The organism is Escherichia sp. F1 (assembly GCF_046764225.1).
Taxonomy (GTDB): Bacteria; Pseudomonadota; Gammaproteobacteria; order Enterobacterales; family Enterobacteriaceae; genus Escherichia; species Escherichia coli.
Genome location: NZ_CP177202.1, coordinates 594,863 through 608,307 on the forward strand (window position 1 = coordinate 594,863; position 13,445 = coordinate 608,307).

Annotated in this window: 16 protein-coding genes; 7 read left to right on the plus strand and 9 right to left on the minus strand. The window is 53.8% G+C overall.

Annotation, left to right across the window (positions count from 1 at the left end; all coding sequences use genetic code 11):
- Nucleotides 1–81 precede the first annotated feature (81 nt).
- Nucleotides 82–1,326, plus strand: coding sequence for a tryptophan permease (gene mtr / locus ACK8NJ_RS02790; protein WP_000224337.1), 1,245 nt, complete (start codon nt 82–84; stop codon nt 1,324–1,326).
- A gap of 117 nt (nt 1,327–1,443) precedes the next feature.
- Here mtr and ACK8NJ_RS02795 read toward each other — a convergent pair whose 3' ends face one another.
- The 3 genes from ACK8NJ_RS02795 to ubiU form a co-directional block, all read right to left on the minus strand.
- A complete protein-coding gene (locus ACK8NJ_RS02795; protein ID WP_034173256.1) occupies nt 1,444–2,451 on the minus strand; it encodes a luciferase-like monooxygenase in 1,008 nt (335 codons plus the stop codon).
- Nucleotides 2,452–2,531: 80 nt separating this feature from the next.
- The gene (locus ACK8NJ_RS02800) at nt 2,532–3,410 is read right to left on the minus strand and encodes a U32 family peptidase (protein WP_001361201.1); all 879 of its coding nucleotides are present in this window, start codon (nt 3,408–3,410) and stop codon (nt 2,532–2,534) included.
- Between the two features lie 8 nt (nt 3,411–3,418).
- A complete protein-coding gene (gene ubiU / locus ACK8NJ_RS02805; protein ID WP_000421305.1) occupies nt 3,419–4,414 on the minus strand; it encodes a ubiquinone anaerobic biosynthesis protein UbiU in 996 nt (331 codons plus the stop codon).
- A 208-nt stretch (nt 4,415–4,622) separates the two neighbouring features.
- On the opposite strand from ubiU, the gene ubiT reads away from it, so the two are divergent.
- Nucleotides 4,623–5,147: a ubiquinone anaerobic biosynthesis accessory factor UbiT gene (gene ubiT / locus ACK8NJ_RS02810; protein ID WP_001306019.1), complete on the plus strand. Its 525-nt coding sequence runs from the start codon at nt 4,623–4,625 to the stop codon at nt 5,145–5,147.
- Nucleotides 5,141–5,644: a GNAT family N-acetyltransferase gene (locus ACK8NJ_RS02815; protein WP_000908554.1), complete on the plus strand. Its 504-nt coding sequence runs from the start codon at nt 5,141–5,143 to the stop codon at nt 5,642–5,644. Before ubiT ends, ACK8NJ_RS02815 begins: the two co-directional genes overlap by 7 nt.
- On the opposite strand, the gene yhbQ is transcribed toward ACK8NJ_RS02815, so the two are convergent.
- Entirely contained in the window at nt 5,631–5,933 is a 303-nt protein-coding gene (gene yhbQ, locus ACK8NJ_RS02820; RefSeq protein WP_000189314.1) for a DNA damage response exodeoxyribonuclease YhbQ, read from the minus strand. The genes ACK8NJ_RS02815 and yhbQ overlap by 14 nt on opposite strands.
- 50 nt (nt 5,934–5,983) lie before the next feature.
- Here yhbQ and ACK8NJ_RS02825 point away from each other — a divergent pair, with 50 nt between their 5' ends.
- On the plus strand, nt 5,984–6,427 hold the full coding sequence (locus ACK8NJ_RS02825) for a YhbP family protein (protein WP_000449453.1): 444 nt from the start codon (nt 5,984–5,986) through the stop codon (nt 6,425–6,427).
- Here ACK8NJ_RS02825 and yhbO read toward each other — a convergent pair.
- The gene (gene yhbO / locus ACK8NJ_RS02830) at nt 6,407–6,925 is read right to left on the minus strand and encodes a protein/nucleic acid deglycase (RefSeq protein WP_000037593.1); all 519 of its coding nucleotides are present in this window, start codon (nt 6,923–6,925) and stop codon (nt 6,407–6,409) included. The genes ACK8NJ_RS02825 and yhbO overlap by 21 nt on opposite strands.
- 127 nt (nt 6,926–7,052) lie before the next feature.
- Here yhbO and ACK8NJ_RS02835 point away from each other — a divergent pair, with 127 nt between their 5' ends.
- Both ACK8NJ_RS02835 and ACK8NJ_RS02840 read left to right on the plus strand, forming a co-directional pair.
- Entirely contained in the window at nt 7,053–7,688 is a 636-nt protein-coding gene (locus ACK8NJ_RS02835; RefSeq protein WP_072648553.1) for an NAD(P)H-binding protein, read from the plus strand.
- Nucleotides 7,689–7,760: 72 nt separating this feature from the next.
- Complete coding sequence (locus tag ACK8NJ_RS02840; protein ID WP_411962092.1) at nt 7,761–8,801, plus strand: permease; 1,041 nt, start codon at nt 7,761–7,763, stop codon at nt 8,799–8,801.
- Between the two features lie 121 nt (nt 8,802–8,922).
- Here ACK8NJ_RS02840 and dolP read toward each other — a convergent pair whose 3' ends face one another.
- The 4 genes from dolP to lpoA are packed head-to-tail and all read right to left on the minus strand — an operon-like array spanning nt 8,923 to nt 12,507.
- Nucleotides 8,923–9,498 carry a division/outer membrane stress-associated lipid-binding lipoprotein gene (dolP, locus tag ACK8NJ_RS02845; protein WP_000646044.1) on the minus strand — a complete coding sequence of 192 codons (576 nt, stop codon included), beginning with the start codon at nt 9,496–9,498 and terminating at the stop codon, nt 8,923–8,925.
- Between the two features lie 9 nt (nt 9,499–9,507).
- A complete protein-coding gene (gene diaA / locus ACK8NJ_RS02850) occupies nt 9,508–10,098 on the minus strand; it encodes a DnaA initiator-associating protein DiaA (RefSeq protein ID WP_001158035.1) in 591 nt (196 codons plus the stop codon).
- A 19-nt stretch (nt 10,099–10,117) separates the two neighbouring features.
- A complete protein-coding gene (locus ACK8NJ_RS02855; RefSeq protein WP_000246828.1) occupies nt 10,118–10,513 on the minus strand; it encodes a YraN family protein in 396 nt (131 codons plus the stop codon).
- Entirely contained in the window at nt 10,471–12,507 is a 2,037-nt protein-coding gene (gene lpoA / locus ACK8NJ_RS02860) for a penicillin-binding protein activator LpoA (protein WP_085459872.1), read from the minus strand. The genes ACK8NJ_RS02855 and lpoA overlap by 43 nt, the downstream gene beginning before the upstream one ends.
- A 64-nt stretch (nt 12,508–12,571) precedes the next feature.
- Between lpoA and rsmI the strand changes: the two genes are divergently transcribed.
- Nucleotides 12,572–13,435: a 16S rRNA (cytidine(1402)-2'-O)-methyltransferase gene (gene rsmI, locus ACK8NJ_RS02865; protein WP_000809258.1), complete on the plus strand. Its 864-nt coding sequence runs from the start codon at nt 12,572–12,574 to the stop codon at nt 13,433–13,435.
- Nucleotides 13,436–13,445 lie beyond the last annotated feature (10 nt).

Sequence of the window (13,445 nt, forward strand, 5' to 3'; positions counted from 1 at the left end):
TCTGTCTTTTGTACTCGTGTACTGGTACAGTGCAATACATAACAACGCAGTCGCACTATTTTTCACTGGAGAGAAGCCCTCATGGCAACACTAACCACCACCCAAACGTCACCGTCGCTGCTTGGCGGCGTGGTGATCATCGGCGGCACCATTATTGGCGCAGGGATGTTTTCTCTGCCTGTGGTCATGTCCGGGGCGTGGTTCTTCTGGTCAATGGCGGCGCTGATCTTTACCTGGTTCTGTATGCTGCATTCTGGCTTGATGATTCTGGAAGCTAACCTGAATTACCGAATCGGTTCGAGTTTTGACACCATCACCAAAGATTTGCTGGGCAAAGGTTGGAACGTAGTCAACGGCATTTCCATTGCCTTTGTGCTCTATATCCTGACTTACGCCTATATTTCTGCCAGCGGTTCGATTCTGCATCACACCTTCGCGGAGATGTCGCTGAACGTCCCTGCACGGGCAGCTGGATTTGGTTTTGCACTACTGGTGGCGTTTGTGGTGTGGTTGAGCACCAAAGCGGTCAGCCGGATGACGGCGATTGTGCTGGGGGCGAAAGTCATTACGTTTTTCCTCACCTTCGGTAGCCTGCTGGGACATGTGCAGCCTGCGACATTGTTCAACGTCGCCGAAAGCAATGCGTCTTATGCACCGTATCTGCTGATGACGCTGCCATTCTGTCTGGCATCGTTTGGTTATCACGGTAACGTGCCGAGCCTGATGAAGTATTACGGCAAAGATCCGAAAACCATCGTGAAATGCCTGGTGTACGGTACGCTGATGGCGCTGGCGCTGTATACCATCTGGTTGCTGGCGACGATGGGCAACATCCCTCGTCCGGAGTTTATCGGCATCGCCGAGAAGGGCGGTAATATTGATGTGCTGGTACAGGCATTAAGCGGCGTGCTGAACAGCCGTAGCCTGGACCTTCTGCTGGTCGTGTTCTCAAACTTTGCGGTAGCAAGTTCGTTCCTCGGCGTAACGCTGGGTTTGTTTGACTATCTGGCAGATCTGTTTGGTTTTGATGACTCTGCCCTGGGCCGCTTTAAAACGGCGTTGCTGACCTTTGCCCCGCCTGTTGTGGGTGGTCTGCTATTTCCGAACGGATTCCTGTATGCCATTGGTTATGCTGGCTTAGCAGCTACTATCTGGGCGGCAATTGTACCGGCGCTGTTGGCCCGCGCATCGCGTAAACGCTTTGGCAGCCCGAAATTCCGCGTCTGGGGCGGCAAGCCGATGATTGCGCTGATTCTGGTGTTTGGCGTTGGCAACGCACTGGTGCATATTTTATCGAGCTTTAATTTGCTGCCGGTGTATCAGTAATCAGCGGTGCCTTATCCGACATTTCTGCTGCCTACACAATGCCTGATGCGCTTCGCTTATCAGGCCTACGTAGGACAGCGTTGCCAGCTCGGATAAGGCTTCCCGCGTTAAGACACACTATCCCAACAACTCTTCCTTAGCATCCATCGCCAGTTCAAACGAATGCAGGCGCGCCTGGTGATCGAAAATCTGCCCGTTAACCATAATCTCATCGGCGTCGGTTTCGCGCAGGATCGACTGCAAGCCATGACGCACTTTCGCTTTATCACCCACCAGCGACATACTCAGTGCCTGCTGCACGCCATACTGCTCGGACGGTGACCAGAACTGATCCATATTTTGAATCGGCGGCGGTAGTTGCCCGGTTTCGCCACGGCGCAGCTTCACAAAGGCTTGCTGCATTGAGGTAAAGAGAAATTCAGCGTCGCGGTTGCTGTCGGCGGCGATAATATTGATGCACACCATCGCATACGGTTTTTCCAGCCGTGCCGACGGTTTGAAGTTGCTGCGATAAAGATGCAGCGCCTGGAACAACATATCCGGCGCGAAGTGTGAGGCAAACGCAAACGGCAGACCAAGCTGCGCCGCCAGTTGCGCGCTGTAAAGGCTGGAGCCTAACAACCACACGGGGATTTTTTCGCCATAGCCTGGTACCGGGCGCACATGTGGATTGGGATCGCGGGCGTCAAACCAGTCCACCAGCTCCGCGACATCGCGGGGGAAATTATCAATATCGCCGCTCATATGACGACGTAGAGCCATCATGGTTCGCTGGTCACTACCCGGAGCACGACCCAGCCCCAAATCGATTCGCCCCGGATAGAGCGTATTAAGCGTGCCGAACTGTTCGGCGATCACCAATGGTGAGTGATTAGGCAACATCACGCCGCCAGACCCCAGATGCAGCGTAGTGGTATTCGCCGCCAGATAGCCAATCAAAACTGATGTTGCAGCACTGGCAATGCCAGTCATATTGTGGTGTTCTGCCAGCCAGTAGCGATGATAGCCGCGCTTTTCAGCCAGACGGGCGAGATCGAGAGAGTGGGAGAATGCTTCTCGCGCTGAAGAACCTTCGGGAATGGGGGCCAGATCGAGTAGCGAAAACGGAATGGTTTTATCAGTCATAACAGCTCACTTTGTTACCGATTAATCTTTAATACTGCATTAAAGAGTAGTTAAAGTTGTTAACAAAGTGAGCTATATACTTACGCTTGCAGCTCCAGCCCGGCCAGCCGCCGCCAGTAGCCGTTACAATCGCTGTTTGCCGTCAACGGCAGTGGTGCAGCGCCATTTTCATTGGCGCGGAAGGCGTCGAGCATTGCGAAAGTGTCAGTACCCTGCGGTGACAGGCGGACCACATCGACCAGCCCCTGCATGGATGTCAGCTCGTTACCGAGGTTGTAAACGTAGCCGCTCATGGTCTGAATGCCATTGAGTACAAACACTTGTTGGTTTTCCTGCGATAGCACGTTGCGCCCGTTCGGATACTTAATGCAGCAGGTTTCACACTCATCTTTCGGGCGGTCTTCCGAACGCGCGGTAAAGCAGCGGGCGGAGTAGGCCAGCGGCAGATGACCGTAGCTCAGGACTTCCACTTCAAACTGGTTGCGAATGCCCAGCTCATCGCACTGATTAAGCAGATTCACCAGCCAGTCGCGGGATAGCTCCACCGGCATACACCAGCGCATCATGCCCTGTTTAAGCAATATTTTCAGCGTCACCGCGTTGTAGCAGTTCAGCGCATGTCCGGCGACGAACGGCAGTTTGCGTTCAGCGCACATATTCACCACGCCGAGATCGCTGGCTTCAATCAGAAACTCACCGTTCTCAACATAGCGTTTCAGTTCGCCCAGTTCAGAGGATGCCTGCACCAGCGCCAGCGTGGAGAGCACAATCTGCTTACCACTTCCGGCGAGTGATTTTGCCATCTCCAGCCAGTCGCCAACTTTGGTTGCCCGGCGCTTGCTGCATACCGCTTCACCAAGATAAATCACGTCGGCGCTGCTGGCGGCGGCCTGCTGATAAAATTCTTCCAGCGTCTCTTTTGGCCAGTACCACAGCACTGGCCCTAAGGAATATTTCATTGCTTTTCTCACTGCCATTTACGGTGATACGCGCCAAGGGTGGTCTGCGTGCCTTCGGACATCGACCCGAGCGTCTCCATCCACGCGCTTTGCGGTACGAAGTTTTGCGGATCGGCCTTACAACGGTCGATAGCCTGACGCCAGACTTTCGCCACCTGGCTGACATACGCCGGGCTACGCTGGCGGCCTTCAATTTTCACCGAAGCAATATTCGCTGCCATTAACTCCGGCAGCAGTTCCAGGGTATTGAGACTGGTGGGTTCTTCCAGCGCGTGATAGCGCTCGCCGTCCACCAGATAACGCCCTTTACACAGCGTCGGATAACCTGCGTTTTCGCCGTCCTGATAACGGTCGATCAGCACTTCGTTCAGGCGGGATTCCAGCCCCTGCGGCGTTTGCTGCCAGCGCACGAAGCGAGCCGGAGAACATGCACCGACGGTGTTGGGCGATTCACCCGTCAGATATGACGACAGATAGCAACGGCCTTCCGACATAATGCACAGGCTGCCGAAAGCAAAGACTTCCAGTGGTACAGGCGTGACCCGCGCCAGTTGTTTCACCTGATGAATCGACAACACGCGCGGCAGCACCACGCGGGCAACGTCAAAATGGCGATGATAAAAGTTAATCGCCTCTTCATTGGTCGCCGAAGCCTGCACTGACACATGACGCTCAATATGCGGGTAACGCTCGGCGGCGTACTCCAGCATGGCGAGGTCGGCGAGGATCAGCGCGTCGGCACCCAGCTGCGCCGCCATATCCACGGCGCGCTGCCAGCGGGCGTAACCGTCCGGGTGCGCAAAAGTGTTAATCGCGATGTGAAGTTTGCGGCGATGTTGATGGACAAAACTCACCGCTTCCTGCAATTTTTTCTCGGTAAAGTTAAGGCCGGCGAAGTGACGGGCATTGGTATCATCTTTTAGCCCGATATAAACAGCATCTGCGCCGTTTTCGATGGCCGCCTTAAGCGCCGGGAGATTTCCGGCAGGGCAGAGCAGCTCCATAATTTTTCCTGAAGGTTGCGCTATCAAAGCGCAAAAATGTTAACGAACTGGGATTTTAGTTAACCTTGCTGCGACAATTTTTGATTTAAGGCAGTTAAAGTTGTATTGGTGGTAGCAGCAATTTCATATGGAATTGTTGATTTATACCGCTATGTTATTTTTCTGATATGGCAAAATAGGATGATTGTTGAAACAGGGAGTAAAACTCGTGTTGGATAAACTGCGTTCCCGTATTGTGCATTTGGGGCCATCTCTGTTGAGTGTACCGGTAAAACTGACGCCATTTGCGCTAAAACGCCAGGTTCTTGAGCAGGTCTTAAGCTGGCAATTCCGTCAGGCGCTGGATGATGGCGAGCTGGAGTTTCTTGAAGGCCGCTGGTTAAGTATTCATGTGCGTGATATTGACCTGCAATGGTTTACCTCGGTGGTGAATGGCAAACTGGTCGTTAGCCAGAACGCGCAAGCTGATGTGAGTTTTAGTGCCGACGCCAGCGATCTGCTGATGATTGCGGCGCGTAAACAAGATCCGGATACGCTCTTCTTCCAGCGTCGGCTGGCGATTGAAGGCGATACGGAGCTGGGGCTGTATGTGAAAAACCTGATGGACGCCATTGAACTGGAGCAAATGCCGAAAGCCTTACGCATGATGCTGCTGCAACTGGCGGATTTTGTTGAGGCGGGAATGAAAACCGCGCCTGAAACCAAACAGACATCGGTAGGTGAACCATGCTAATTCGAGTAGAAATTCCCATTGATGCGCCGGGTATTGATGCCCTGCTGCGTCGTTCATTCGAAAGTGATGCGGAAGCGAAGCTGGTTCACGATCTGCGTGAAGATGGCTTTCTGACGTTGGGGCTGGTGGCGACAGATGACGAAGGTCAGGTCATTGGCTATGTGGCATTTAGTCCGGTTGATGTGCAGGGCGAAGACCTGCAATGGGTCGGCATGGCACCGCTGGCGGTAGATGAAAAATACCGTGGACAGGGGCTGGCACGCCAACTGGTCTATGAAGGACTCGATTCGCTCAATGAGTTCGGCTATGCCGCAGTGGTGACGCTGGGCGATCCGGCGCTGTACAGTCGTTTCGGCTTTGAACTGGCGGCTCATCACGATCTGCGTTGCCGCTGGCCGGGCACTGAAAGCGCCTTCCAGGTACATCGTTTAGCGGATGACGCGCTGAACGGCGTAACCGGTCTGGTTGAGTATCACGAGCATTTCAATCGCTTTTAATCTCCGGGGTTTGCAGGCTGCTCAACAGCTCTGCAAACCCTGCGCCTTCCGCTACCAGACGCTCTTTTTGCCGTTTGGTCAGTTGCTTAACGCGATATTCCGCCCGTAGTGCCAGCGAACGATCGCCCACTGGCGCGGAAAACGCCAGCGTTAGTTCTCCTTTCCCGCGCAGTGCTTTCGCCCCTTTGCCGCTTTGGTGCTGCTGATAGCGGCGTTCGACATCCGTGGTGATCCCGGTATAAAGCTTATTGTCGGCGGTACGGATCAAGTAAAGAAACCAGGGTGTCATCGTCTGCGTCGCATGTTAAGGTCAGGCCCACAGTATAAAAGAGAACAGCAATGGAAACACTCACCGCCATCAGCCGTTGGCTGGCAAAACAACATGTTGTCACCTGGTGTGTGCAGCAGGAAGGGGAATTGTGGTGCGCCAATGCCTTTTATCTTTTTGATGCGCAGAAAGTCGCCTTCTACATTTTGACGGAAGAAAAAACGCGCCACGCGCAGATGAGTGGGCCGCAGGCGGCAGTTGCCGGAACTGTAAACGGTCAGCCGAAAACGGTAGCGTTAATTCGCGGCGTGCAATTTAAAGGCGAGATCCGCAGGCTTGAAGGTGAGGAAAGCGACCTCGCACGCAAGGCGTACAACCGTCGCTTTCCGGTTGCCAGAATGCTGTCGGCCCCGGTATGGGAAATCCGGCTTGATGAAATCAAATTCACCGACAACACGCTGGGCTTTGGTAAAAAAATGATCTGGCTACGTAACTCAGGCACCGAGCAGGCGTAACGCCTCGCGGTTAAACGCTGGCAGATCGTCCGGCGTTCGGCTGGTAACCAGCTGATCTTTATCGACCACCACTTCCTGATCGTAAAATTCCGCGCCCGCGTTTTTAACATCAATAATGATCGGTTTAACTGCAGTCAGTTTGCGCCCCCGAATCACATCGGCACTGATCAGCAACTGCGGGCCGTGACAGATGGCGAAAACTGGTTTGCCGCTATTCACAAAATCACGGGTGAAAGTGACAAAACGGTTGTCGCCACGCAGATAATCCGGTGAATGGCCGCCCGGTAGCAGCAGGGCATCAAACTCCGCTGGCGTCACTTCATCGATGGATTTATCGATGGTCACACTGGCTTCTCCTTTTTTGCCTTTCACCGTTTTACCCGCTTGCTTTTCAATGGTAATCACTTCGTGTCCGGCTTTACGGAACTCGTCTGCGGGTGAAGTAAATTCTGAATCCTCAAATTCATCACTGATTAAAACGGCAATTTTCTTACTCATGCTTCCTCCGCGATGTTGCATTGGATGAGGCGAATTTCCCACAATCGGGGATAATTACCTCATGGTCTATTAAGCCTGGTGCATGAGCCGTGGAGCGCAAGGCAGACAATTCTGTAAAGGAGCGAAGATGAGTCAGGTACTGATTACAGGCGCAACGGGGCTGGTGGGCGGTCACCTGCTGCGGATGTTGATTAACGAACCGAAAGTTAACGCCATAGCCGCGCCGACGCGACGTCCGTTGGGCGATATGCCAGGGGTGTTTAATCCCCATGATCCGCAACTGACCGACGCGCTGGCGCAGGTCACCGATCCCATCGACATTGTGTTTTGTTGTCTCGGCACCACGCGGCGAGAAGCGGGGAGTAAAGAGGCGTTTATTCATGCCGATTACACGCTGGTTGTGGACACCGCATTAACCGGGCGGCGGTTGGGCGCACAGCATATGCTGGTAGTCAGTGCTATGGGTGCTAATGCCCACTCGCCGTTTTTCTATAACCGCGTGAAAGGGGAGATGGAAGAGGCCTTAATTGCCCAGAACTGGCCGAAACTGACCATCGCTCGCCCGTCGATGTTGCTGGGCGATCGTAGTAAACAGCGGATGAACGAAACGCTTTTTGCGCCGCTGTTCCGTCTACTGCCAGGTAACTGGAAATCCATTGATGCGAGAGACGTGGCGCGGGTCATGCTGACAGAGGCGATGCGGCCCGAGCATGAAGGTGTGACGATTTTAAGCTCTTCAGAATTACGCAAAAGAGCTGAATAATTATTCCCAAGAATTGATAGTGAGCGTAATATTCACGCGCTCAATTATCATAACTTATTCCTGGGGAATGCTATGACTGGTCAGTCTTCATCTCAGGCGGCAACGCCCATTCAGTGGTGGAAACCCGCGCTTTTCTTTCTCGTTGTCATTGCTGGTCTCTGGTATGTGAAATGGCAACCTTACTACGGCAAAGCGTTTACTGCTGCCGAAACCCACAGTATCGGTAAATCTATCCTTGCGCAGGCAGATGCTAATCCGTGGCAGGCGGCGTTGGATTACGCGATGATCTATTTCCTCGCGGTATGGAAAGCGGCGGTGCTGGGGGTGATCCTCGGTTCGTTGATTCTGGTGCTGATCCCGCGTGACTGGTTGCTGCGTACGCTTGGGCAATCGCGCTTTCGCGGCACGCTGCTGGGAACGCTGTTTTCGCTGCCGGGTATGATGTGTACCTGCTGTGCGGCTCCGGTCGCGGCGGGAATGCGTCGCCAACAGGTATCGATGGGCGGGGCGCTGGCATTCTGGATGGGGAATCCGTTGTTAAACCCGGCGACGCTGGTGTTTATGGGGTTTATCCTCGGCTGGGGCTTTGCTGCGATTCGTCTGGTGGCGGGGTTGGTGATGGTGTTGCTGATTGCGACGCTGGTGCAAAAATGGGTACGTGAAACACCGCTAACGCAGGCACCGGTCGAAATTGACATACCGGAAGCGCAGGGCGGATTTTTTAGCCGCTGGGGCAGGGCGCTATGGACGCTTTTCTGGAGTACGATCCCGGTTTACATCCTTGCCGTACTGGTGTTGGGTGCCGCTCGCGTCTGGTTATTCCCCCATGCTGATGGTGCTGTCGATAACAGCCTGATGTGGGTGATTGCGATGGCGGTAGCGGGATGCTTGTTTGTCATTCCCACGGCGGCAGAAATTCCAATTGTACAAACGATGATGCTGGCAGGCATGGGAACCGCTCCGGCGCTGGCATTGTTGATGACGCTCCCGGCGGTGAGTTTGCCGTCACTGATTATGCTGCGCAAAGCGTTCCCGGCGAAAGCCTTATGGCTGACGGGGGCGATGGTGGCAGTATCTGGTGTGATTGTCGGCGGGTTGGCGCTGTTGGCCTAAGATGTTGGATGCTCCTGAATACAGCACTGGACGGTCCCCTCTCCCCTTTGGGGAGAGGGTTAGGGTGAGGGGAACAGGTCGGCTAAGGTGTGAATATTTACTTCAACGACCGATCAATGGCTTATTTAATAAACGTAAACGCTGTGGTTACCCGCTTCACGCCGCTTACCCGGCTGGCAATATCTGCCGCCGCTTTCGCTTCACGTTCAGTCACCAGCCCCATCAGGAACACTTCACCGTTTTCGGTGGTCACTTTCACGTTGGACGATTTCACCAGGTCGCTGGTTAAGAGCTGCGAACGCACTTTGGTGGTGATCCACGTATCGTTAGACGCTTCGCCCAGACCAATCGGCTGGCCCTGACGAATCTCGTTATACACTTCGTTGGCACCGTCTACGCCCATCGCAATTTGTTTAGCGCGAGCCGAAAGTTCAGAGTTTGGTGACTGCCCTACCAGCAGCACTTTGCCCTGATACGCCGTGACATTAATACGGGTTTCTTTCTTAATCTGTTCGTCTTTCGACAATGCGCTGTTTACGCGCACTTCCAGGGTACCATCGTCCACCTGGGTGCCGACACTGCGTGGGTCAGTTGCGGCTTTGGTACCCACAGCAGCAGTACCCACTACGGCAGCGGCAACACAACCTTGCAACAGCAGCGCGGAAATAAGGACTGCGATTGGCGATAATGCCTTCATGTATTCTCCTTAAACATCCTGGTGAGGGAAAAGCGTGTTATCGATCAGATCGCACAGGCAATTTACCGTCAGCATATGCATTTCCTGAATGCGAGCACTACGATGCGAAGGAATGCGGATCTCCACATCCTGTGGCCCTAACAAACCTGCAAGTTCACCGCCGTCATAGCCGGTTAATGCCACAATGGTCATATCACGCGTAACGGCAGCTTCTACCGCTTTTACAATATCGCGGCTGTTGCCACGGGTGGAAATGGCTAACAATACATCTCCCGCATGACCCAGCGCCCGCACCTGTTTTGCATACACTTCATCATGTAAGCGATCGTTGGCAATCGCCGTTAAGACAACATTATCAGTATTTAGTGCAATGGCAGGTAAGCTGGGCCGCTCCGTTTCGAAACGGTTGATCATGCTGGCAGCAAAATGCTGTGCATTGGCAGCGGAAGTTCCATTACCACAACAGAGGATTTTGTTGCCATTGAGCAGAGACTGAACCAGCGTCATAGCTGCACGCGAGATGGCATCCGGAAGCGCCTCTGCCGCCGCAATTTGAGTTTGAATGCTTTCAGTGAAGCAAGCTTTAATTCTTTCTTGCACGCTAATCCTTAAACCTTAATTATGAGTGGTCATTAAAGGCATCCTTAATCCACTCAACCTCATTCCCGGTGAAGGCTACCACATCGAACCGGCAATCCACAGTATCAAAACTCCCATTATGACGCGCGAGCCACAAGCGGGCAGTCTGTAATAATTTGTGTTGTTTGCTGCGGGTCACACTGGCTGCCGCGCCGCCATAAAGCGCAGAGCGGCGGTAACGCACCTCGACAAAAACGGTGATCCGGCCTTCACGCATTATCAGATCGATCTCGCCGCCACGCTCGTTCACGTTAGCGGCGATAAACCGCAGTCCTTTGCCTTCCAGCCAGCGACGCGCTTGTGCTTCCCACGCATCGCCGGTCTGTTTGGTGGTTAACTGGCGGGGACTACCTGACCTTGTTGGTACTGTAGCCATGATAACTTCCTGTTAATCACGCAATCCGGGTTAGCCGTCAGACTTCCGGTATTACCGTTGATTTCAAAACCCTGAACCTGGCGCATTTGTGAGAAATGATTTGCCAACGACCAGGCATCGACGCCCATCGCATACATGCGAGCCAGCGAATAATCGTTGTTCACCGCGCTGAGCGCCTGCTGCATTAACGGCAGATTACCGCCTGCCAGCATCGGGATTTCGCTGTACTGCAAGCCTTCCATCTCCAGGCGGAAATCCGGGCCAGCGGTCCCTTGCGCACTGCGGGAGCTGGCGTACAGCGTTGCACCGCTCTGGCTACCGTTACGCATGGCGATCATTGGTTTGATAAAAGCGATTTCACCCGGCGTTGCCACAATGTACACCGCATCGACACGACCGCCATTATTGGTGAACTGATCATCGGTTGGCGTGGTTTGCAGCGTTGGATTGTTGGTCGTCATGCCGGAGTCGGTTGTTTCTCTGGGAGTAATCGGGCTACCCGTTAAAGCGATACCCGAACCGCCGTTAACACCCGCGCGTAATTCGCTGGTGGAACCAAATTTTTGTTGCAGAACGGGGCCGCCGCCCAGTTTCTGCCACTCTTGCGCAAACGCATTGGCTACGCGATCGCCCAATGAACTGCGTGGGATCAGCACCAGCGGCGCTTGTTTACCCTGGTCACGAATATGACGCGCTGCATCGCGCGCTTCGTCTTCCGGTGAAAGCGCGAAGTAACAAATATTGACGCGGTTTTCGATGTTCTCCGGCTGGTTCAGTGCCAGCACGTTCAGCGGAGTGTTGCTCTTCAGCAACTCTTCAACGTTATTTTTCAGCAACGGACCGACCACAATACTCGCGCCATCCTGCTGAACCTGGCTTAAGATCTGGCTAAGTGGTTGTGATGAGGTATCGTAGATTTTCAGCTCTGCGGATGGATTTGCGGGTGCGCTTACCGCTGCGGTGCTTGTCGCCGGGGCGCTTACAGGCACCGGCTGGGCCGCAGGCTGTTCACCGGTCAGATCGCTAACCGAGGCTTGTGCCGGGCTGGCAACGCCATCCACGGTTTGCGGCTGAGGTTGTTCTGCTACGTCTGCGGCAGGTGCGGCAGCTACCTGGGCCGCCACTGGCTGAGTGCCGATATTTTTCGCCGCTTCAAAGCCTTGCTGAATAGTGCGACCAAATACCGCTGCCTGGCCATTCAGTGGCAACAGCAGGGCGATTTTGTTGGTCGATGCGGGTTTAAACGCTTTTACGTTAACCAACTGCGTTGGCAGCATTTTCGCGCCCGGGTTGTTCGGATAACGTTTCTGCCAGTCGGCGATCCCGGCTTTCATCATGTCGGGATCGTTACGGTTATCAAACCAGATGCGCTGCAGATCCAGCCAGCCTTGCAGAATATTTTCGTCGGCATTGATCACCAGCGTATTCGCCTGTTCCTGAGTCATGGAGGAGAGCGCCTGCCAGGTGGCGTCAATATTCTGCTGCTTTTCTTTCGCGCCGAGCAGCGGTTCCTGAGCAATTAACGCGCGCAGTAAATCAATGGAAGGACGCCCCTGGCTGGCATCGATTTTTGCCTGCCAGTAACGCGCTTGCTGGTTTTGTTCTAAATCTGCAGGTGTGATTTTCGCCAGCAAGTTTTGCGCGCCAGCAAAATCTTTCTGCGCCAGTTTAATCTCTGCCGCCAGCAGTGTTTTCTCGCGACGCTGAGAATCGTTCAGTTCTTGCGGTAGTTGGTTAAACAACTCCACCGCCTGTCCGGTTTTACCTTCTTTCACCAGTGCACGAATGGCGAGTAATTGCCAGTTGATCCTGGTATCATCAGAACTTTGCTGCATCTGTTGCAGGTAAAAGGCAGAATCAGCCTGCGCCGTGCCCTGCATATAAGCAGTGGACTGATCGGGAGTATGGGTGCCACAACCGGCGAAAATCAGGGCTGCCAGAACAACAGGCAGACAACGCGCGGCTTTCAAACGAGAAAATGTTGAGGGTACCATAATGTATCCAGTGATATTTTTTTTACGCAATGCTCAATATTAAATCGGCAATACGGACGACACAATGAAACAACACCAATCGGCGGATAATTCTCAGGGCCAGCTTTACATTGTACCGACGCCAATCGGCAATCTGGCGGATATCACCCAGCGTGCGTTGGAGGTATTACAGGCCGTTGATCTGATTGCCGCCGAGGATACGCGTCACACCGGTTTATTGCTGCAACATTTTGGGATTAATGCTCGGTTGTTTGCGCTGCACGACCATAACGAACAACAAAAAGCCGAAACGCTGCTGGCGAAGCTGCAAGAGGGGCAAAACATTGCGCTGGTTTCCGATGCCGGAACGCCGCTAATTAACGATCCTGGCTACCATCTGGTGCGTACCTGCCGTGAAGCGGGGATTCGCGTGGTGCCGCTACCCGGGCCGTGTGCTGCTATCACTGCGTTAAGCGCCGCGGGTTTACCATCCGATCGTTTTTGTTATGAAGGCTTTTTACCTGCCAAATCAAAAGGCCGCCGTGATGCGCTAAAAGCCATTGAAGCGGAGCCGCGCACGCTGATTTTTTATGAATCTACCCACCGTCTGTTAGATAGCCTGGAAGATATCGTTGCGGTATTAGGCGAATCCCGCTACGTCGTTCTGGCGCGTGAGCTGACCAAAACCTGGGAAACCATTCACGGCGCGCCCGTTGGCGAGCTGCTGGCGTGGGTCAAAGAAGATGAAAACCGTCGCAAAGGCGAAATGGTGCTGATTGTCGAAGGCCATAAAGCGCAGGAAGATGACCTGCCTGCTGATGCCCTGCGCACGCTGGCGCTGCTACAGGCAGAACTGCCGCTGAAAAAAGCGGCAGCGCTGGCCGCAGAAATTCACGGCGTGAAGAAAAATGCGCTGTATAAGTATGCACTGGAGCAGCAGGGAGAGTGATTACAGGCGT